At 65.4% G+C, this 20819-nt stretch carries 21 protein-coding genes; 8 read left to right on the forward strand and 13 right to left on the reverse strand.

The features are described from left to right. Positions 1 to 40 precede the first annotated feature (40 nt). The 7 genes from ABIB49_RS09190 to pxpA form a co-directional block, all read right to left on the reverse strand. Entirely contained in the window at positions 41 to 1756 is a 1716-nt protein-coding gene (locus ABIB49_RS09190) for a phospholipase C (protein WP_283480825.1), read from the reverse strand. 35 nt (positions 1757 to 1791) lie between these two features. Further along, positions 1792 to 2814, reverse strand: coding sequence for a DUF6454 family protein (locus tag ABIB49_RS09195; RefSeq protein ID WP_354156983.1), 1023 nt, complete (start codon positions 2812 to 2814; stop codon positions 1792 to 1794). 185 nt (positions 2815 to 2999) lie between these two features. Continuing rightward, a complete protein-coding gene (locus ABIB49_RS09200) occupies positions 3000 to 3986 on the reverse strand; it encodes a 5-oxoprolinase subunit C family protein (protein ID WP_354156984.1) in 987 nt (328 codons plus the stop codon). Further along, positions 3976 to 4881 (reverse strand): 5-oxoprolinase subunit B family protein, encoded by a 906-nt coding sequence (locus ABIB49_RS09205; RefSeq protein ID WP_354156985.1) that lies wholly within the window; start codon positions 4879 to 4881, stop codon positions 3976 to 3978. The genes ABIB49_RS09200 and ABIB49_RS09205 overlap by 11 nt, the downstream gene beginning before the upstream one ends. Next, a complete protein-coding gene (locus ABIB49_RS09210; protein ID WP_354156986.1) occupies positions 4878 to 6230 on the reverse strand; it encodes an acetyl-CoA carboxylase biotin carboxylase subunit in 1353 nt (450 codons plus the stop codon). Before ABIB49_RS09210 ends, ABIB49_RS09205 begins: the two co-directional genes overlap by 4 nt. A gap of 2 nt (positions 6231 to 6232) precedes the next feature. Beyond that, the gene (locus ABIB49_RS09215; protein WP_226775394.1) at positions 6233 to 6472 is read right to left on the reverse strand and encodes an acetyl-CoA carboxylase; all 240 of its coding nucleotides are present in this window, start codon (positions 6470 to 6472) and stop codon (positions 6233 to 6235) included. Between the two features lie 35 nt (positions 6473 to 6507). Then, on the reverse strand, positions 6508 to 7263 hold the full coding sequence (pxpA, locus tag ABIB49_RS09220; RefSeq protein ID WP_354156987.1) for a 5-oxoprolinase subunit PxpA: 756 nt from the start codon (positions 7261 to 7263) through the stop codon (positions 6508 to 6510). 120 nt (positions 7264 to 7383) lie between these two features. Between pxpA and ABIB49_RS09225 the strand changes: the two genes are divergently transcribed. Continuing rightward, positions 7384 to 8847, forward strand: coding sequence for a PucR family transcriptional regulator (locus ABIB49_RS09225; protein ID WP_226775396.1), 1464 nt, complete (start codon positions 7384 to 7386; stop codon positions 8845 to 8847). Positions 8848 to 8907: 60 nt separating this feature from the next. Here the strand turns inward: ABIB49_RS09225 and ABIB49_RS09230 are convergent, their stop codons facing one another. Continuing rightward, positions 8908 to 9933, reverse strand: a complete 1026-nt coding sequence (locus tag ABIB49_RS09230; protein WP_226775397.1) for a LacI family DNA-binding transcriptional regulator — start codon at positions 9931 to 9933, stop codon at positions 8908 to 8910. Between the two features lie 289 nt (positions 9934 to 10222). On the opposite strand from ABIB49_RS09230, the gene ABIB49_RS09235 reads away from it, so the two are divergent. From ABIB49_RS09235 to ABIB49_RS09260, 6 genes are all read left to right on the forward strand, one after another. Next, positions 10223 to 11239 carry an asparaginase gene (locus ABIB49_RS09235; protein ID WP_354156988.1) on the forward strand — a complete coding sequence of 339 codons (1017 nt, stop codon included), beginning with the start codon at positions 10223 to 10225 and terminating at the stop codon, positions 11237 to 11239. A gap of 68 nt (positions 11240 to 11307) precedes the next feature. Continuing rightward, complete coding sequence (locus tag ABIB49_RS09240) at positions 11308 to 12195, forward strand: polysaccharide deacetylase family protein (protein ID WP_226775399.1); 888 nt, start codon at positions 11308 to 11310, stop codon at positions 12193 to 12195. After that, positions 12195 to 13589, forward strand: coding sequence for an MFS transporter (locus tag ABIB49_RS09245; protein ID WP_226775400.1), 1395 nt, complete (start codon positions 12195 to 12197; stop codon positions 13587 to 13589). Before ABIB49_RS09240 ends, ABIB49_RS09245 begins: the two co-directional genes overlap by 1 nt. After that, on the forward strand, positions 13586 to 14350 hold the full coding sequence (locus ABIB49_RS09250; RefSeq protein ID WP_226775401.1) for an SDR family NAD(P)-dependent oxidoreductase: 765 nt from the start codon (positions 13586 to 13588) through the stop codon (positions 14348 to 14350). The genes ABIB49_RS09245 and ABIB49_RS09250 overlap by 4 nt, the downstream gene beginning before the upstream one ends. Positions 14351 to 14369: 19 nt before the next feature. Then, positions 14370 to 15092, forward strand: coding sequence for an SDR family NAD(P)-dependent oxidoreductase (locus tag ABIB49_RS09255; protein ID WP_226775402.1), 723 nt, complete (start codon positions 14370 to 14372; stop codon positions 15090 to 15092). Between the two features lie 14 nt (positions 15093 to 15106). Next, a complete protein-coding gene (locus ABIB49_RS09260) occupies positions 15107 to 15487 on the forward strand; it encodes a hypothetical protein (RefSeq protein WP_282358786.1) in 381 nt (126 codons plus the stop codon). 328 nt (positions 15488 to 15815) lie between these two features. Here ABIB49_RS09260 and ABIB49_RS09265 read toward each other — a convergent pair whose 3' ends face one another. From ABIB49_RS09265 to ABIB49_RS09285, 5 genes are all read right to left on the reverse strand, one after another. Further along, entirely contained in the window at positions 15816 to 16019 is a 204-nt protein-coding gene (locus ABIB49_RS09265) for a hypothetical protein (RefSeq protein WP_226775403.1), read from the reverse strand. Between the two features lie 436 nt (positions 16020 to 16455). Next, a complete protein-coding gene (locus tag ABIB49_RS09270) occupies positions 16456 to 17370 on the reverse strand; it encodes an alpha/beta fold hydrolase (protein ID WP_354156989.1) in 915 nt (304 codons plus the stop codon). An 88-nt stretch (positions 17371 to 17458) separates the two neighbouring features. Continuing rightward, on the reverse strand, positions 17459 to 18031 hold the full coding sequence (locus ABIB49_RS09275) for an MOSC domain-containing protein (RefSeq protein ID WP_282468034.1): 573 nt from the start codon (positions 18029 to 18031) through the stop codon (positions 17459 to 17461). A 98-nt stretch (positions 18032 to 18129) separates the two neighbouring features. Further along, positions 18130 to 18474, reverse strand: a complete 345-nt coding sequence (locus ABIB49_RS09280; protein ID WP_226775406.1) for a DUF202 domain-containing protein — start codon at positions 18472 to 18474, stop codon at positions 18130 to 18132. Positions 18475 to 18476: 2 nt separating this feature from the next. After that, positions 18477 to 18974, reverse strand: a complete 498-nt coding sequence (locus ABIB49_RS09285; protein WP_309485695.1) for a YidH family protein — start codon at positions 18972 to 18974, stop codon at positions 18477 to 18479. Positions 18975 to 19102: 128 nt separating this feature from the next. On the opposite strand from ABIB49_RS09285, the gene ABIB49_RS09290 reads away from it, so the two are divergent. Then, on the forward strand, positions 19103 to 20791 hold the full coding sequence (locus tag ABIB49_RS09290; RefSeq protein WP_354156990.1) for a long-chain-fatty-acid--CoA ligase: 1689 nt from the start codon (positions 19103 to 19105) through the stop codon (positions 20789 to 20791). The last annotated feature ends 28 nt before the right edge of the window (positions 20792 to 20819 follow it).

Below are 20819 nucleotides of genomic sequence, written 5' to 3' on the forward strand. Positions count from 1 at the left end.
GGTGCTGTGTTGAGGACGCGCAGGGACTGCGCGAGGGTGCCTACCTCTCGTCGTCCCTGCCGTGCTTTTCGTCATCGTCGTTCCTGTTTGTGATGGAGGCGACGGCGCCGGTGTTTTCGTCGAGCAGGACCTTGCCGGTGCGCTGCTTGTGGAAGTTGAATATCTCGTTCAGCGAGCCGGCCGCGGAGTCGGCGGAAGCGTCACCGATCCGTCCGGTGTGCCAGTTGTCCTCGATGAAGCGCAGGATCGAGGTTTGATCGGTCTCGGTGTGGTCTACGAAGTTCTTCTTTGCGTAGGGGGAGATGATCACGAGCGGCTGGCGTGGGCCGGGTCCGCAGCGGTCGGCGTAGCCGCCCGCCAGCGGAACTCCGCTGGCGGCGGCGTCCGTGCACCAGGCGGCGTCGTCTTCAGTGTTGGAGGAGTTCTTCACCTTGGCGGCGACATGGTCGTACCAGCCGTCCGAGTCGTCGTAGGCGAGCACCACGGCCGTATCCTCCCAGTTCTTGGAATTCTGGATCTGGTTAACGGTGCTGGTAATGAAGTTCTGCTCGTCGATGGGGTCGGAGTAGGCGGCGTGGCCGTCCTGGTACATGCCCGCCTTTAGGAAGGACACGGCGGGCATGTTGTCGGTGTTGACCACCGTGTTGAACGCCGTGAGGTCGTACTGGTGGTTGGCCTGGCCGTTGTGGCCAATTTCCGCGTCCGACGCCGGGGCGACGTGGTGCGGGTTGGCGGTGGAAGCGTAGTACTGGAACGGCTGGTGGTGCGGGGAGTAGTCCACGACGTCGGCGCCCGCGGCGTTGGTGTGGCTGGACAGGCACGATGCGGGTGTGCTCCCGGACGCCGGGGTGGTGGGCGCGAAGCCGCCCTGGAACCAGCCCCAGGACGTGCCGTTGGAGTTAAGTAGGTCGCCGATGTTCTTGCCGTCTAGGCCGGCCAGGTTGTTGGTTTTGGCGTGGCTGTTGTTGGAGCAGTCGTCGTAGACCGGGTCCGGGTCGTTGATGATGGTGCCGACGCCCTTCGCGTCCGGCCGGCGGACGGTGTAGTCGCTGGCCGCCGGTTTAGCGGGCTGGCCGGCCGCCGTGTATTCGGTGGCTCCGTGGGTCTGGCCGGAGACCAGGTTCAGCGCACCCGGAGTGGACGGTCCGAAGACGGTGCTGAAGTGGTTGTCGCTCATGGCGTAGTTCTGGGCGTAGTTCCAGATGCCGGTGACGGTGTTTCCGTCGTAGTAGTCCATTGTCAGCCCGCTGCGGCCGTACTGGTTGGTGCCGCAGGCGTCCCGGCTGGTGAACTCAACAAACTTGTCCATCAAGCCGCCGTTGTATGCCTTCTGCTCGGCGCCATAGTTGTGGTCCTGGTCGCAGGTGACGGCCTGCATGGGCGAGAGGCGGGCCGGCTGGGCAGTATTGGGGTTGTTCGGGGCTAGCAGGCCCGCGGTGGCCAGGGTGTCGATTTTCTTGGGCGTGCTCTTGGCGGCAGTGAAGGTGGCCGCCGGGGTGCCGGTGCCCTGTTGGGTTTCGCCGGGAATGTTCGCGGCCTCCGGGTAGGTGGCGAAATAGTGGTCGAAGGAGACGTTTTCCTGAAAAATCACCACCACATGTTTGATCGGGGTCGCGGTTTCGGCGTGCTTATCTCCGGCCGAGGCCGGGACGGCGCCGACGCCGATCAGGCCGGCTGCCAGCGTCGACGCGGCCAGAGCCGCGGCGCCGGTGACGGCGGCGAGGCGTTTTCGGGTGGAGCGTGCTGGATGAGGCATAGGGTGTCCATTCATTTATAGGAGGTGCAAGGGGCTTACTCGGTTGCGGTAACGGTGGCCTCGTAGCTGAGGATTTCGGTGCCGTTGCCCTCATCGCCGTTTTCGGGAGCCACCCTCATGGTGAGGTGGTCGCCGTCGGCGGTCATTTTGAACGGGTTGCGCGTCGCCGCGTGACCGGCGGTGGACCACTGCTGGAAGGGGACGTCGCGGAGTACGCTGCGGGATTTGAGGTCGATCATCGCCATTCCGCCGAGTTCGTAGCTTGCGCCGGCTCCGCCGGACTGCGTGGCCTGGGGGAGGTTGGTGATCCCGCCGCAGAGCATTTTTGAGTTCGTCACGTACTGGCAGTCCTGGTAGTCGATGAAGTAGTTCGGGTTCTGCCAGCTAGCGAGCTGCCGGCCGTGCAGGTCCCATTCGGCGAAGCGTCGCGACCCCCAGGTGTTGCCGACGAGGCGGCCCGTCTGCTTGTCCATAACGATGCCGCCAAAGTGGTCCTTGACCTCGAATTGCTTGTGCACCTCGAGGCTTCTCGCGTCCACCCGGTACACGATGGCGCTGCTGTTGGGCCGGTACTGGGCAACCGGCACCCAGACGTTGGTGCCGTCGAAGTCGATGCCGCCGGGGTGGTACATGTCGCCCTCGCCAAGGATGATGTCCTTCTGGAGGTTCCCGGCGTTGTCCATCACAAACAGGTGGCCGACGCCCTTGCCGGGCGTACGGTCAAAACCGTCCTGTGTGGCGGGCAGCTTTGTGGTCGGTTCCAGGATCTGGACAGCCGAGAGGAAAATGTGGTCCTCACTGAAGGCGATTCCTTCGGTGTGGTACGTGGGAAAGTTCAACTTCAGCTTGCCGGTCTGCTGCCAGGCTGTGGCACGGTCGACGCCGCTGAACGCCTCGGACAGTGCCGTGCCAGTTACGTGGTGGCTGCCGGCGTCGCCCCCGCCCTGCTGATCGTTGTTGCCGGCGGCCTGGGCGGCCGCAGTGCCGCCGATTGCGGCCGCTGTCAGGACGATGGCTGCGGCGGCCGTGAGGATGCCTCGGGTGCGAGTCGTGCTCATGGGGGAGCCTCTCAAAGGGTGGATCTCAACAGGACCCCGCCAACGTACTCAGTGGCAATGAAACCATTGTGGAGTGGCGGTGAACGGCAGGGATCGACGATTGGCGAGTATCCGGGCCGCACAGCAGCCGGAAACACAAAAGCAGGAACCGGCAGTCCTCCCGGTTCCTGCTTTTGTGCCGTGCATCAGAGGCTGGAGCCGAGGGCTGCCCGCGCCTCCTGTTTGCGTTCAGCGAGTTCCTTGCGCGCCACCAGCGCCTCATCCTGGCTGACGGCAACGAATCGGGTGGAGGTCCCGGGAGCGGCACGGGCAACCAGATCCATGTCGGCGCTGATGACGGTTCCCACCATGGCGTAGCCGCCGCCGGAGACAGCATCGCGATGCAGGATGATCGGCTGGGTACCGCCGGGAATCTGGATGGAGCCGACGGCGTAGCCGGCGTCCACAATGTTGGACGGATCGGAACCGGCCCCAAAAGGCTGCTCGCGCTCTATCCATTTCACGCCGGGGCCGGAGTACCGCAAGCCCATCCGGTCAGCCACCGGGGTCACTTTCCACTCGCCGTTCAGGAGATTGTCCAGTCCTTCGGCGGTGAGGCGGTGGTCGTACAGGCCAAGGACTATCCTGACGTCCTGTTCTTTTGCGAACCCTGGACGGAATTCTTCCGGAATCGTGTCGCCGTTGGGTACAACACCGCCGTTCAGCGGAATTCCGACCGGAACCTGGTCGCCGGCCTCCAGCTTGCGGCCATGGAAGCCGCCGATCGCGCCCAGGCTGTAGGTGGACCGGCTGCCGAGCACCTCGGGAACGTCGACGCCGCCCTGGACAGCGATGTAGTAGCGCGTCCCGCCGCGGATAACCCCAAAGCTCAGCTCATCTCCGGCGCCCAGCCGCAGCCGCGTCCACTGGGGGCGGGCTTCGCCGTTGACTTTCACCTCCACTGGAGCCCCGGTGATGGCGACGACGGCGTCCTCGCCGGTGGTCAGCACCGGGCCCAGATACGTGCATTCCAGGACTGCTTCCCGGGCGGTGTTGCCTACCAGGGCATTGCCAAGTTCGGCAGAGTACTGGTCCATGGATCCGCTCTGCGGGATGCCCACGTTGTAGTGGCCGGTGCGGCCCTGGTCCTGGACCGTGGTGGCAAGCCCGGGGTTCTTGATATCAAATGCCATTGAGGGCCCCCATAAGTTCCTGGTTGTACGCTTCGGGATGGGCCAGCGCCTTGGACACATCGAATGTCACGGGCGCCTGCCGGTAGCGGAAGGTCCCCGCCGAGATCTCGGCCTGGATGGTGTTGTATTCGGCTTCGGTGACCGGCTTGAACTTCACGATGTCGCCCGGCCGGAAGAAGACCATAAAGTCCTTGAAGTCAGCCAGTGCCTGGGCCGGATCGAAAATCGGCGCGGCGGCTACCCCGAACATCTGGTAGCCCCCGGCACCCCGCACGGAGTAGATGCAGCCGAAGCAGCCGCCGTGGCCCACCGTCAGCTTGGGCGTATCGGTGCGGGGACTCAGATACTTGGGCACTTCCAGCTGCTTGTCCTGCTCAACTAGCTGGAACAGGAACGGCAAGCCGGCGACGAATCCAACCATGGTGACAAGCCACGGCTGCTCATGATGGCGCTGGATGAATTCGGCGGCGTCCTTGAGGTTGTTGACCTTTGCTGCGTAGTCGATGTCCGTGCCGTCCGGCTCCTGATGGAATCCTTCGCGGAACCGCCCGGCCACCTCTGCGGTGAAGGGATCGTCGTACCAGACCGGGACTTCGACGATCCGGGTTTCCAGGGCCCGATCCTCCTGATGGGACAGGTCCCCTTCAATCGTCCGGACGGTCTTTTCCAAGGTCGACGGCGGCAGGATGTCAGGATCGAACCGCACCAGCAGCGAAGCGTTGGCAGGACAGACATCCACGATGCCCGGCAATTCCATGGCTGAAAGCTTCGCGGCAATGGACATCACCTTGAAATTGGCGGCCAGGCTCATGGACTCCGAAACTTCAACGAACAGGAATTCGTCCCCGCCCCAGGTGTAGCGAGCCTCCGGTACTGCAGGTGCGGGGCTATTCATGGCGCCTCCATTAGATCGGCAACGGTTTCTATGAACTTCGAGTGGTGGCTGACCGCGGCGAATTCGGGCCTGGCCAGCAACAGCTTGTGCACCGGGATCGTGGTTTTGACCCCTTCGATCACGGTCTGGTCCAGCGCAGCCAGCATGGCCTCAATGGCGGAGTCGCGGCTTTTCGCATGGACTATCAGCTTGGCAAGCATCGAGTCGTAGTACGGGCTGACCGTGGATCCGGCCTCGACGCCGGTGTCCACCCTGATGCCGCCGCCTGCGGCCCAGTCCAAGGCGGTGATGAGGCCGGGGCTGGGGAAGAAGTTGTTCTCCGGGTCCTCGGCGTTAATGCGGCACTCGATGGCATGGCCGGCAAACGTGATGTCCTCCTGCCGCAAGGACATCTCACCGGTGAATGCGATCAGCAGTTGTTCGCGGATCAGATCGACGCCCGTGATTTGCTCGGTGATCGGGTGCTCAACCTGAATTCTGGTGTTCATTTCGATGAACGCAGCTTCATGATTGACCGGGTCGTAGAGGAACTCGACTGTTCCGGCGCCGCTGTAGCGGCATTCGCGGGCGAGCTCCACGGAGGATTCCCGGATTCTTTCCCGGACAGTGTCCGGGAGGTCCGGCGCCGGAGCCTCTTCAATGACCTTCTGCGAACGCCGCTGCATGGAGCAGTCCCGGTCCCCGAGATGGATGAAACGCATTCCGTCGCCGAGGATCTGTACTTCTACGTGCCGGGCGTGCTGCACAAAACGTTCCAGATAGACTGTCGGGTCCCCGAATACGGAGGCCGCTTCGCCGCGCGCGATCTCGATGGTGTCCAGGAGCTCATCTTCGCTGTGCACAAAGCGGATGCCCCGGCCGCCGCCGCCGGCGGAGGCTTTGACGACGAGCGGATAGCCGACCCTGCGGGCGACCTCCACGGCGTCGGCATTCGGCTCCAGGGGTCCGTCCGACCCCTGGAGGACCGGGACTCCGGCTTTGCGGGCGGATTCCCTCGCCAAGGACTTGTTGCCCATCATCTCGATCGCGTCGGCATCCGGCCCCACCCAGATCAGGCCAGCAGCTGCGACCTTCCGGGCGAATACCGCGTTCTCGGAGAGGAACCCGTAGCCAGGGTGGACAGCATGGCAGCCGGTCTCCAGCGCCGCAGCGATGATGGCATCCTGGTTCAGGTAGCTGGCGGGGGCAGGAGCCGGACCCACCACAATCACGTGGTCGGCGGTCCGGGCAGCCAGGGACTCGACGTCGGCTTCGCTGGCAGCCAGGACCGTCTCGATTTCCATTGCACGGGCGGTTCGGGCAATCCGCACCGCGATCTCGCCGCGGTTGGCGATCAGCAGTTTCCTCATGGCTATCCCTCCCGGATGATAACGACGGCGTCGCCCGGGTTGACCATGTCGCCTTCCTTGACTTCAAAGGATTCCAGTGTTCCGGCGACATCGGACTGGATTTCGGTGAACTGCTTCATGATCTCGATAATGCCCAGGGTTTGTCCTACCTCGATGGTGTCGCCCTCATTGGCGAAGGGCGGCTTGCCCGGACCGGGCTTGCGGTAGAAGATGCCGGGAAGCGGGGAAATGATGGTTGCCACGGGGTGCTCTCTTTCGGGAAGTTGGATACTGCGGTTCAGGCCAGGACCGCACGAACGGCGCCGGCCACTGCAACGGAGTTGGGCGCGTCGGAGTGGACGCAGACGCTGCGGAAGGTGATGTCCAGTTCGGTTCCGTCAACGGCCAGGACGGGCCGTCCGGCCAGCGCCCCGCGCACCCGCTCGGCGGCGGCGTCGGGGTCGGTCGGAGCCGGGCGGCGCTGGATCAGCAGCTCCCCGGACGGACCGTAATTGAGGTCAACGTAGAGTTCGGGCACGAACTCGACGCCCATGGCCCGGCACACGGTTTCGTGGGCCGTCCCTGCAAGTCCGAAAAAGGGGACGCCGAACTGCGAAGCGGTTCCGGCGGCGGCCTGCATCAGTTCCTCGTCGCCGGCCAGCATTCCGTACAGGGCGCCATGGGGCTTGATGTGGTTTAGTTCCAGCCCGTGCTTTGCGAGGAACGCAGCCAGGGCGCCGGTCTGGTAGAGGATGATCGACTCGACTTCACCGGGGCTCATGGTCATACGGCGGCGTCCGAATCCGACCAGGTCAGGGAGGCCAGGGTGCGCACCGACGGCCACGCCGTGCTCTGCGGCCAGCGCAACGGTCCGGTTCATCACGTCCGGATCGCCCGCGTGGTAGCCGCAGGCCACATTGGCGACGTCGATGATCCGCATAAGTTCTTCGTCGTTGCCGAACTCGTGGAGGCCCACGCCTTCGCCCATGTCGGAGTTCAGCAGCACCCGGCCTGGCGGGTAAGCGGGGGTGTCGGGAGTCACATTGCGTTGCATGGGTGCAACGCTACTCAGCATCGGGGCTCACGGATATTGTGCAGCTCGCTGAATTTGATTCCCTCACTTATGCTTACCGCACTAGCCAAAGATCTTGAGCCTGCCGTTCCTGGAGGATCCTTGCGAATTTCAGACCTGGTCGGAGATCCCGACCTCAACATCCGCCTGCGTGTTCCGGGCGGCGCCGGACGGCTGGCCAGGCCCATCACCTGGTGCGCCCCTACCGAGCACATGGACCCCACGCCGTTCCTCAGCGTGAATGCCCTGGTGCTGACCAACGGGATGGGCCTGAACGTTACAGACTTCAGGATCTGGGACGCCTACGTGGAACGGCTGGTCGCCGTCCCGGTCTCCGGACTGGCGTTTGGGCTGGGCGCCGCGCACCGCGAGCTGCCGGTCGGCCTGGTCCGGGCCTGCGAGACCCATGGCTTGCCACTGCTGGAACTCCCGCCGGAAGTGCCGTTTGTGCTGATCATGCGCCACGTGGACCGGGTGATCGCCGCCGAGCGCTACGAGGAGTTGCGCAAGGGCTGGGAGCTGGCGGATGAATGCACCCGGTTGGCCGCCGACGGGCATTCCCTGGCCGAGGTTTTGGAGCGGGTGGCGGACGCCGTCGACGCCAGGGTAGCGGTGATCGATCAAAATGCCTTCGAGCTCGTTGCCGCGGGCACGGCTCATGGCGGGACCACCCGGACCGCGCTTCGGCTGCCCAGCGGTGAATCCGCTCAATTCCGGCTGGCCATTGAGGGTATCGGGAGCAATATCGTCCTGCAGCCGATCCTGGGTCCGGTGGCTGCCGTCATTGGAATGCAGCTGAGTTATACACTCGGGTCGCATTCGCCACTGCATTCCGTCGAAGCCGCGCGGTTTATGGAGGCCCTCTACGAGGATCGCGGTGATCCTTCTACCCCGCTGCGACGCTATGCCCTCGAATCCGGCTGCGATCCCGACGGCGGCTGGGACACTGTGCTGGTCGGAAGTTCCGGCGAGGTGGCGCCCGCCAGGCTTCGTGCCATCGCCTGGCGGGCCCGGGTGGGCTTGCAGGGCGCCTATGGCACGGTCAGGTTTATGGAGGAGTCCGGGCTCACCACATTGCTGCTGCAGCATCGGCACGGACCTGCTGATCTGCTCGCTGCCGTCAGTGAGTTCTTTGTGGATGCCCCGGAATTGTCCGTCATCGTCGCGGAGTCCGCGAGCCTTGGCGAACTGCCGCTGACTCTGCAGCTGGCCCGGCGTCAGATGGGGCGGCCCGGGGTCCATCACGCGCCGCCGGCCGATCTCGCCGGCATAGTGCAGGGGCTGCCCAGCCCTGGTCTGGTGGCAATGTGCCAGCGGCTTCTGGCACCCTTGGCCGCCGATGGTGGTGGCGCCCTGCACGAGACCTTCGACGCCTACCTCCGCCACAGCGGAAATTCCGCCAGGATCTGCGATGAGCTTTTTATCCACCGAAACACCCTCAGCTACAGGCTGCGGAAGATCGAGGCGCTCCTGCAGCTGGATTTGTCCGACGGAGAGGTCCGGGCCACCTGCATGCTCGCCCTCAGCATCGTTGCCTCTTTGCAGCTCGACGCAAAGCTCGTCTAGTCCGGCGACGACGGCCGCGCGGACGACCCCGCACCGTTGGCGAGTCGTTTCTGCGCTGGTTTAGGCGCTGCTTTCCCGGACGCACAAGGTCGGCACCAGCTTCACGGACTCGACGTGTGCGCCGTCGAGCACCCCCTTTAGCAGCTGCACCGCCGTACGTCCGATATCCAGCATTGGCGAGCGGACGGAGGACAGCGGAATGGGCAGCTCCGCGGCCAGTGACGTGTCATTAAAGCCGACCACTGCCACATCGGTACCGACGGTGAGGCCATGGGACCGCAGCGCTCCCATGGCCCCGATCGCGGCGAAGTCATTCACGGCGAAAAGCGCCGTCGGGCGGGGACGGCAGTGCGTCAGGATGGTCTCGGCCGCTTCACGGCCCCCGGCAGTATCGAACCGGGACCACACCACGGCGTTCCCGGGCAGCTTTCCCCCCAGCGAACGCCAGCGGTCGACGAAACCGGCCGTCCGGTCGACAGCCGTGCTGGCGTACGGCTCGCCGGCGATCACCGCGACATTCCGGTGCCCGGTCTTCCACAGGTGCTCGGCCACAAGCTCCCCGCCCAGGACGTCGTCGCAGGTAGCCGCCGGGTAGCCCGGGACGCGGCGGTTCATCAGCACAAACGGCACCTTCCGGTCGGTCAGTTCCACCAGCAGCCCAGTGTCCAAATGGGCGTCACCGATGATCAGCCCGTCCACCCGCCGGGCGAGCATGGTGTCCGTCTTGCGTCGCTGTTCCTCAGGGTCATCGCGCGAGTTCATCACAAATGTCGAATAGCCCAGTTCCGCCGCGGCCTCGTCGATGCCCTCGTACATGATTGCCAGGACAAGGTCCGAAAGCCGGGGAACGATTACGCCCATGAGCCGGGTCCGCCGTGTCCGGAGGCCAGCCGCCTGGGGGTCGGGGGAGTAGCCGCGCTTCCGCGCCAGATCACGCACCCGCTCGGCCGTCGCCACGGAGGCGGCCCCCCGCGCAACGTCAGTGCCCGAGTGCAGGATCCGGGACACCGTCGACGGGTGGATCCCGAGCTCGTTGGCAAGATCCTTCAGCGTGACGGCCCGGCCATCGCCTGCGGCTTCGTTCATTCTTTCCCCCTGGCTCGGCTCATAAAGACGTCATCACCAAGACTGCCCGAAAACGTGCGGATCCCTGCTTCGTGAGCTCTTGACGTGCCGCACATCACATTCTATAGTCATCTCACCGGCTAACCCAATCGATTGGGTACCGAGCAGGCCGGAATCAGGCTGCGCAGTGTTTACACCCTCGAAACACCCGGAAGCATTTAGCCGAAACATCGCGGCGATAACTTTTTAGCCAACTACCCAATCGATTGGGTGCGCTTCAGGCATCAGGCGCTTAACTAACGGAGTGGAAATGACTGTCACAGATCTGCAGGGCCCCCACGTGGTGCTGTTGGCCACAGGAGGAACAATTTCTTCCCGTGCGGCCGAGGCTGGGGGTGCCGCTGTGGCGTCGGACACGGGCGAGCAGGTGTTCGCCGGCATGGGGATTCCGGCCCGGCATCCGGTCCGTGTGGTGGATGTTTTCCGGAAAGGTTCGTACCTGCTGACGGTTGAGGACATGATCGCCATCTGCGCCAAGGTCCGGCAGGCCCTTGCTCACCCGCAGGTTCTGGGAATTGTGGTCACCCACGGGACGGACACCATGGAGGAGACCGCCTACCTGATGGACCTCATCCACGATGATCCCCGGCCCGTCGTCTTTACCGGAGCGCAGCACCCCGCCGACTCCCAGGCACCGGACGGTCCCGACAATCTCGCCCGCGCGATTGCAGTCGCCGGCTCCCCGCAGGCGCGTGGAAAAGGCGTACTGCTCGCCTTCGCGGGGACCATCTACCCCGCGGCGGGAGTCCGGAAGAGCCACACAACGAGGCTCGATGCCTTCGCCAACCCGGACTTCGGCACGGCAGGATCGGTATCCGGTTCAGGTGACGTCAGCCTCGACCGTGCCCGGCCCGCATACGACCCGTTTCCCTTGCCGGGAGCGGCGGCCGGTTCACCCCGCGTGGACCTCATCGCCGCTTACCCCGGGTCCGACTCGACCCTGTTGCGGGCCAGCCTCCAGGCCGGGGCGGCGGGCATAGTGCTCCAGGGGACGGGTACTGGCAATGCCAACCGCACGATGTGCCGGGCAGTAGCGGACGCCAGCGCGGCCGGCGTCGTGGTGGTGACGAGCACGAGGGTGGAGGCCGGCGCCGTTGTGCCCAGGTACGGCGACGGCGGCGGTGAAGATCTGCGTGCCGCAGGCGCCATTTCCTCCGGCCTGCTCAGGCCATCCCAGTCCCTGGTCCTGCTCAGCCTGCTGCTCAGGCTCGGTACTCCCCAGCACCGCATTGCGGACACCTTCGCCCTCCGGGGCAAGGTCCCTTGACAGTTACCGCACCGAACCAAACCCCAATAACCAAAACCCAAGAAAAAGCGCAGTGAAAGGTTGATCTCATGACTAAGGACATCCAAGTCGCGTTCGGCGTCGACGTGGACGCCGTTGCCGGAATGCTCGGTTCCTACGGCGGCGAAGACTCCCCGTGTGATATCTCCCGGGGCCTGTTCAGCGGGGAAGTCGGCGGCCCGCGCCTCATCCGTCTTTTTGAGAAGTACGGACTTCCCGCCACCTGGTTCGTGCCCGGTCACTCGATCGAGACATTCCCGGAGCTGACCCGGATGATCGTGGACGCAGGCCACGAAATCGGCGTGCACGGGTACTCGCACGAGAACCCCATCGCCATGACCCGCGAGCAGGAGACGGCCATCCTGGACCGGTCCATCGAACTCATCGAAAAGGTCTCCGGCCGCCGTCCCACAGGCTATGTCGCACCCTGGTGGGAATTCTCCGGGGTTACCAATGAGATCCTCCTGGAACGCGGGATCAAATACGACCACTCCCTGATGCACCGCGACTTTGAGCCCTATTACGTCAGGGTCGGCGACAGCTGGAAGAAGATCGACTACACCAAAGACGCCGAAACCTGGATGGAACCGCTGGTCCGGGGGCGCGAAACCGACCTCGTGGAGATCCCGGCCAACTGGTACCTCGATGACCTGCCTCCCATGATGTTCATCAAGGCATCGCCAAACTCGCACGGCTTCGTCAGCCCCCGGGACATCGAACAGATGTGGAAGGACCAGTTTGATTGGGTCTACCGCGAAATGGACCAGGCGGTCTTCACCATGACCATCCATCCGGACGTCTCCGGCCGGCCCCAGGTCCTGCTGATGCTCGAACGCCTCATCGAACACATCAACTCCCACGAGGGCGTCAGCTGGCACACATTCGACCAGATCGCGGACTCCTTCCTCACCCGCAGCCCCCGAAAGGAAAACCAGTAATGACCATCCAGCAGCCTGCCGTCGATCTGACGCAACCCGCACCCGATGAGAAGCGCCGTTTCCCGGTCTTCTCCAAGCGCCACACCACCACCGCCACCGTTCTTGCCCTGCTCGCCTGGACCGTGGCCGTCTTCGACTACGGGCTCTTCGGCACCCTCTTGCCGGCCATGCAGGAGGAGTTCGGCTGGACGGCACCCGAAGCCTACGCGATCAACACCTGGATCGCTGTCGGCACCGCAGTCGTTGCTTTCGGGATCGGACCTGTTATTGACCGGCTCGGCCGTCGCAAAGGCATGATGGTCACCGTCGGCGGCACCGCCGTCGTCTCCGGCCTGACGGCTCTGATTCCGACTGGCATCCCGTTTCTGAGCAACGGGCTGCTGGTCCTGGTCCGTTCCTTCGGTGGGCTCGGATTCTCGGAACAGGCCGTCAACGCGACGTACATGAACGAGGTCTACCAGGTGACCGAGGTCGCCGATAAGCGCAAGCGCCCCGGCTTCCACTACTCCTTCATCCAGGGCGGCTGGCCGCTGGGCTTCCTGCTCGCCAGTGCCCTCGCCCTGGCCTTCCTGCCGACCCTCGGCTGGCGTGCCCTCTACCTGATGGCCACCGTTCCGGCAGCCATCATTGTGTGGGTCATCGCCCGGAAGCTCAAGGAGACCCCCCAGTTTGAACTGCACCACAAACTGACCGAACTGGAGAAGAGCGGCAAGTCCGCCGACGCCCACTCCTTGGCCCACGCCTACGGCGTCGAACACTCTTCCGCGGCACCGCTCAAGCGGATCTGGGAGCCGCAGCTGCGCCGGAACACCATCGTGTTTTCCCTGGCCTGGATCGTAAACTTTTTCGGCATCACCATCTTCAGTGTCCTCGGCACTTCCGTCCTGAAAAACGCGAAGGGCGTGGAACTCTCCGACGCTTTCTGGATGCTCATCGTGATCAACCTGCTGGCGTACTTCGGCTACGTCTTCCACGGCTGGCTCGGGGACAAGATTGGGCGCAAGCGGACCATCATCGGCGGCTGGATCCTCTCCGGCATTTCCTTCACGATCATGCTCAGCCCCATCGCCACGAGCCCGTTCATGATCATCCTCACCTACGGCGCCGGCCTGTTCTTCCTTGTCGGCCCGTACGCTGCGATCCAGTACTTTATGGCTGAGTGCTACCCCGTCAGTTGCCGAGCCACCGGCACCGCTTTCATCGGCGCCATGAGCCAGCCGGGCACCATCATCGGCGGGGCCATCTTCACCGCAATTGCCGCCGGAAGCGGGACCGGCACCGCAGCCGTCTGGGTGGGTGCGCTGGGAACGCTGGTTTCCGGCCTCCTGATGATCGCCGCTAAGCCGCCAACGGAGGCCTTGATGGAGGACCACCCGCACGAGGTCGGAGCATGAGCGCGGGAAAGGTCGCGATAATCACCGGGGCGGCCAGCGGAATCGGACGCGCGCTTGCCGTCTACTACGCCGGACACGGGGTGCGGTCGGTTATCGGAACCTTTCCCGGCGACCCGCACGACCCGCAGGAAACCCTCCGCTTGGTGCATGCGGCAGGGGGTGCGGGCGTCATCCACGAAGTGGATGTCCGCAGCACCCCTTCCGTCGATGCGTTCGCCGAACGCGCCGTCGAGGAATACGGGCGGCTGGACTTCGCAGTGGCGAACGCCGGAATCCTCCGCAACTCGCCCCTGGGCGAGATGACCGACGAGCGCTGGCACGACATGCTCGACGTAGACCTCACCGGCGTGCTGCGAACCCTGCGGGCCGGGGCGGCGAAGATGACCGACGGCGGAGCAATGGTTGCGGTGTCGTCGATTGCCGGCGGCGTCTACGGGTGGGAGGAACATGCCCACTACGCGGCCGCCAAGGCCGGTGTGCTCGGGTTGATCCGCAGCGTGGCCGCGGAGCTGGGGCCGCGCGGCATCCGCGCCAACGCTGTCATCCCCGGGCTGATTGAGACGCCCCAGTCCCTGGACCCGGTGAACTCCCTTGGGCCCGACGGCCTGCAGCGTGCCGGACGGGAGATCCCCTGGGGCCGGGTCGGCCGGCCGGAAGAGGTTGCCAGCGTGATCGGCTTCCTGACCTCCGATGACGCTGTTTACGTTACCGGCCAGTCGCTGATCGTCGACGGCGGTCTCACCATCAAGATGCGTGCCTGAGAGGCATTGGAGGGAAAGCATGAACAACACTGACACCTCCCCTAGGGCGTCGGGCCGGGCTGTGGTGGTTACGGGCGGAGCCAGCGGCATCGGCAAGGCCATCGCCGAAGCCTTTGCCGCCAATGGAGACAGAGTGGCTGTCCTGGACCGGTCCGGCGCGGCGGGAACCATCGCCGTCGACGTCTCAGATGAAGCAAGCGTAAAAGCCGCTTTTGCGGCGGCGCGCTCGCAGCTCGGCAGCATCGACATTCTCGTCAACAGCGCGGGCCTGCTGACCGAATCACGGCTGGAAGACATGACCCTGGCCATGTGGAACGAAACGGTTTCCGTTGACCTGACCGGGGTCTTCCTCTGCTGCCGCGAAGTCGTGGGGGAGATGCGGCAACAGAAGTGGGGCCGCATCATCAACATCGCCTCCCAGCTGGCCATCAAGGGCGGAACCGGGCTCAGCCACTACAGTGCAGCCAAGGCTGGGGTGGTGGGGCTGACCAAGGCCCTGGCCCTGGAAACCGCCGGCGACAATGTGCTGGTCAACAGCATCGCCCCGGGGCCCATCGAAACGCCGTTGGTGGAAGGAATTTCAGCGGAGTGGAAAGCCGCCAAGCGTGCCGAACTCCCGTTGCTGCGCTTCGGGCTCCCGGCCGAGGTAGCTCCCACTGCGTTGCTTCTCGCGAGCGATCCGGGCGGCAACCTGTATGTCGGCCAGACGTTGGGACCAAATTCCGGCGACGTTATGCCCTAGAAAGGGAAGATTCTATGTGTGGTGCATGCGGACAAACTGTCGTAGCAGATCCCGTACTGGGCCCGGAGAGAACGATCCGGCAACACCTGATCGTCGCCCAAACGGTCAACGATGCCTGCCGGTCCTGGGCCGGGGCCTCCAAGGTGGCTGCCACCAGCGGGGGGTGGCTGGTGTCGGGGCCGACAGGTGCCATCGAAACCGTCTCGACGGTGGAAATGCTCTGGAGAGCTGTCCTGCGGGGCGCCACCGGCGCGCGGTCCCTGGAACTGCCTGACCTCTCAACCGGTCTCCCGGGACGGGATGCGGCGGACATTTCCGTACGCGTCCTGGCCCTTGGGCACCGACTATCGCAGGAACGTGCCACTGCGTCGGTCAACGGAGCCGGCCCGGGTTAAGTGCCCTAGGTGTTCTGGGCCGGGAGTTGCCGGTCTGCCTGGACTCAAGCGGGGGGAGCGGAAATCCTGGGTATCCCGGCCCTTGGAGGATGAAGTTCACGGCTGTCCGGGAGACCGGCTGCCCGGCCGCGACGCAGTCGACCTTGACTGAATGGTTCCGTAATTGCAGCGCCCGCTGGGACGTCTTGGGCCAGCTGTCGGGCCACCGAGGCGGGCCCGCCGGTGAGTACCTCGTCCTCTTTCGAGCTCCAGGAAGCGGCGTAGGGGATGAGAGCTTAACTGACGACGGCGGGAGGTTGAGGCCTCCCGCCGTCGTCAGTTGTTGCTGCTACAGATTGACCGTTTCGGTGTTGGCTGCGCCGTGGTTCAGGCTGAGCGTAAAGGTGTTGGGCCCGCTGGCGTGCACCGCGATGCTGCTTTTGGGCGTATTGTGGCGGACCGAGAGATCGTGCACCAGGGCGTCCAGTTCGCTGTGCATGTTGGAGCGGTCCCAGAGCTTGTGGGTGACAGAGTTGGCAGTTTCAAACGTCATTGTTCAGTGCTTCCATTCATGTTCCGGATGTCCGGCTGCCGCAACGTTGCGGAGCCGCCGTGCGGCCACACCAGGAACGCCGTAGACCGTCGGGCGGCTCTGCGAGCTCACCGGTTTGGCTTCATTGCGTCCACCAGGATGGGTAAAACCGTCGCCCCTGATTCACTTCGGCGCCGGAGTCGGCGCGGTCAGCGGGCTGGCCCGGCGGGACGTTGGAGGCCCCTGCCGTGCCCTTTTATGATGCACAGTGCCGGGCTGGAGTCTCAAGCCGGATGGCCAATATTGCAGGGTGAGACTGATCACAGTGCGATCCGGCAGGGGCCGGCCAATCATCGGGAAAAAACGTGAAGCTACCAGGATTCAGCGGTGCCCTGATCATGCCCCTTCCCGGCGAGTCGGTTCGGCGGCAGCCGCGTCGTCGTCGGTGGCGGCCGGCTTAGGGGCGGCGCAGGTCATCGAGCAGGGCTTGCACGTACTCCGGACGCTCGATGTTGGCGAAGTGGCCGCAGACCGGGACCGTGGCAGGCTGGATATGCGGGATAACGGCGGCCAGCCGGATCAGGTCCGATGCCGGCGTAAAGACATCCCGGTCGCCCCGGAGGGCCAGCACCGGGCAACTGACGCCGCGCCACTGGGAAAAATCGTAGCGGGCCGCGGCCCGGGCAGCCGCCAGGAAGCTGGCCGGTCGGGCGTCCAGGCCCAATCCGCGAATGACCTGCGGGGAGATGGCTGCGGGGTCTGCGAAGAAGGGTGCCAACAGCGGCCGCATGACCGGTGTGGTGCCGACGGCGCGGATCAGTGCGGATCCGGCCGGGCCGAGGGCCGCCATGGCCCGCATCACCGTCAGCATGCCAACAAAAGCCGGGAACCGGAACAGGGACCGCAGCGGCCGCCGGGCCGCGCCGGCCACACCGAAGGTGGTGGCCGAGATGGTGGCAACGCTGGCTGTCCGCTCCGGCGACGTCGCGGCAACGTGCAAGGCCAGGAAGCCTCCCATCGAGTGTCCCACCAGGTTCCACCGCTGGTAGCCGAGCGAGTCCAGAACCTCGGTGACGGCGCGTGCCATCGCCTCGATGCTGAATCGCTCCGGCCGGCAGCCGCTCGTGGAATCTCCCCAGCCCGGCAAATCAATGAGCACCCGGTCATGGGACGGCGCCCGGGAAAGCAGCGGCAGGAACGTCGTCCATGATCCCGCGGCCCCGTGGAGGTAGACATCCGGGGTGCCGGTTGCCGGGCGGAGACCATCGGTGCCGTGCTGGACCCTTACCGTGCAGGGGCCCAGCTCGGTCCCAAGGATGCTCCGCCGCAGCGTCGCGGCCCCCGAGGGAGCGGTTTCCTGCTGAACACTCATCGTCACCTTCTGTTTGTGGTTTCAGAAAGTGATTCGTAGCCGCAGCGGTCCCGGACCGGCGTCACGGCTGCGCCGGCCGCCACCCCGGCTAGGGCAGCCGCGACGGTCGGAGCGCACTCGGGGTGCCCGCCTGCCCGGGATCCAGGGGCACGGGGCTGATCAGCACGGCGGGTCCGCGGTGCAGCAGGCCGTCCGAAAGAGGCTGGCATCTCACCCCGCCGCGCCCGCGCATCGCCGCGTGGGCTCCCGGCGCGAGCATCTGGTCCATCCAGGCGCAGGGGTGGGCAGGCCGCCCGGCCCGGAGCCGCACCAGGTGTCCCCGCGATTCGATGGCGAATTCCCCGCCCAGCAGCGGAGCCAGCTGGGCGCCGCGGAGGACCACATTGCGCCGGGTCAGGAGCGGGTCGAAGGCGCCGGTGCCCAGCTCCGTGGCCATCGCTTCGAGAGCCTCGACCGCCATAAGGGTGACCGCGGCATCCATATGCGCGGCCTTGCCAAAGAACCGGTCGCCGACAATTCCCTTGCCGGTCACCAGCTCGGCACGGTCCGCATCGGTCGTCGGGACGTCCGCTGCGCCCTCGCGGGCCCGGCCGAAGTAGGCGTGCGCGGGGGACACGAGGAGGTGGAGGACCTCGATGTTGTACCTGTAACTTTCCATCATGGCCTCAAACTATCCTCCCGGGCAGCGGCAGGGCCCCAGTGCCGGCGGCCGGGTCGGCTGCCGCTTTGCGCGGCCCATTGTGGGAGGCGGTGCCGCGTTCACGGCAGCGGCAGGAACAGCACTGTGTAGATTCCCAGGACGGAGAGGACCACAACGCTGCCGGCGATGGCCGCCGCGCCCCTGAAATTCGGTACCATCACGGCTCCTGCGATGCCGCTGGCGTGGTGGTGGTAGCGGCGACGCTGCGTTATGGCGATGCCCAGGGCGACGATCAGGGACGCTGCCACAAGTGTGCCGGCAAACCAGCCATGGTGCGGCACCCAGCGCAGGAAGATGCACGCCGCCGTAATCAGCGTGAACGAGGTCCGCCGCCAGGCAAGGTCCGTACGCTCGGGCTGGAGCCCGGGATCGTTATGCACCGCGGCGGGCCTGGATGTCGCCATGGTTAGGCCGGCCGAACGATCACAAAGACGATCAGCACTGCAGCGACGATGGCGCCGCCGACCGCCAGGAGCGGGGTGAGCAGCGGCGCCGGGAGCGGTTCCTGCAGGCGCATGGCACGTTCGACGTTGAGCCAGCGGAAGAAGGAGCCGCCGCCGGTCAACAGTCCCAGCAGGAGCAGCAGCACGGCCACGGACTTTCGAAGTTCCGGTCCGAACAGCGCCGACGTGAACGCTTCGACGGCGATGCCGCCGGCTACCAGCGCCAGCGACGTGCGGATCCAAGCCAGGAACGTGCGCTCGTTAGCCAGCGTGAAACGGGGGTCCGGGTCGGTCCCTCCGCCCAGGGCCCGGGCCAGCAACCCGCGCCGGCTGCGGTCCGTGCCCGAACCAGCCCCGGCGGCCTCAGCCCCGGCGGCCTCAGCGCCGGTCGCGGCTGGGGCGGCGCCGGGAGCCTTGCCGGTGAGGGGAGACGGGCTGGGTGCCTCTTCGTGTGCGGTCATAGTGCCCTCAGGATGTCACCCGGACGGAAAAAGTCCCACTCGGCCGCTCCTGCGGACCCGAGGGGTGGTTGGCGGGAGGTGCCGGGCCGAGATTTCCCGGGGACGGCGGTTAACGGCAAGATGTGAGCATGGAGCACACTGACCAGCAGCCCTGGGTGAAGAACTACCAGCCGGGTGTCCCTGCGGAGATTGAATTGCCCACCGAGTCCCTCTCCGCGATGCTGGAGCGGTCCGTGGCTGAGGCAGGGACAGCACCCGCGATGGAGTTTTTCGGCCGCCGCACCAGCTACACCGAACTCGGTGAACAGGTCGACCGGGCCGCCGAGGGGCTGCGGCGGCTTGGTGTCCGCGCCGGCGACCGGGTAGCCCTGATCCTGCCGAACTGCCCGCAGCACGTGGTCGCGTTCTACGCGGTGCTGCGCCTCGGGGCTGTCGTCGTCGAGCACAACCCGCTCTACACCTCGCGGGAACTCCGGCACCAGTTTGAAGACCACCAGGCGCGCGTTGTGATCACCTGGGACAAAGCCGCTGCGGCCATCCGTGACTTCCCGTCCGACATCGAGATCGACCACGTCGTCTCCGTCAACATCCTCGCGGCGTTCCCCGCCGTCAAGCGCTTTGCCCTGCACCTGCCCGTGAAAAAGCTGCGCGAGTCCCGCGACGCGCTGACCGCACCGGCCCCGGGAACGACGCCGTGGAAGGATCTGCTGAGCCACGGCAGGCTGGATCCGGGACATCCCCGCCCCGCTGTGGATGACCTCGCCGCGATCCAGTACACCTCGGGAACCACCGGCCGCCCAAAAGGCGCGATGCTGACGCACTTCAACCTCTACTCCAACGCCTTGCAGGGCGAAGCGTGGATGCATGGGGCGCAGTACCGCAAGGAAGTGTTCTACGCGATCCTGCCCATGTTCCACGCCTTTGGCATGACGCTCTACCTGACCTACGGGATCCGCAAGCAAGGCCTGCTGGTGCTGTTCCCCAAATTCGAGCCGGAGCTGGTCCTGGCTGCGATGAAGAAGTCGCCTGCGACGGTCTACTGTGCGGTGCCGCCGATCTACGAGCGCACAGCGATGGCCGCTAAGGAGAAGGGCATCTCGCTCCGGTCCTGCAAATACTGCATCTCCGGTGCCATGAACCTGCCCGACCATGTGGTGGAACTGTGGGAGTCGGTCTCCGGCGGGCTGCTGGTTGAAGGCTACGGCATGACCGAGTCCTCACCGGTCGCGCTGGGCAACCCCTTCCACCCCACACGCCGCAACGGCACGATTGGCGTGCCGTTCCCATCGACCCTGATGAAGGTCGTCAGCCTGGATGATCCTGCCGTGGAAGTAACGCCGGGCCAGCCGGGGGAGCTGATGCTGAAAGGCCCGCAGGTGTTCCAGGGCTACTGGAACAACCCGGAAGAAACAGCGAAAACACTCACCGCCGATGGGTGGCTGCGAACCGGCGACGTCGTGACCGTGGACGAGGACGGTTTCACCACAGTCGTTGACCGGGCCAAGGAGCTCATCATCACTGGCGGATTCAACGTCTCGCCCACCGAAGCCGAGGCAGTGCTGCGCCTTCATCCGGACGTCAAGGACGCCGCCGTCGTTGGGAAGCCGCTCGAGCGGGGAGGCGAGATGGTGGTTGCCGCCGTCGAACTGGAGCCGGGGGCCACGCTCGACGAGGACGCCCTCCGCGGGCACTGCCGTGGGCACCTGGCGAGCTACAAGGTGCCCAAACGGATCGTTGCCATCCCGGACATGCCGCGGTCGATGCTCGGAAAGATCCTGCGCAAGCAGGTGCGGGAGGAGGTCTTACCGATGCTCTGACCTGCCCCCGCACCGAAGGCTTCCGCGG

It is taken from the genome of Arthrobacter sp. UYCu512, from assembly GCF_040547075.1.
In the GTDB taxonomy this organism is placed as follows: Bacteria; Actinomycetota; Actinomycetes; order Actinomycetales; family Micrococcaceae; genus Arthrobacter.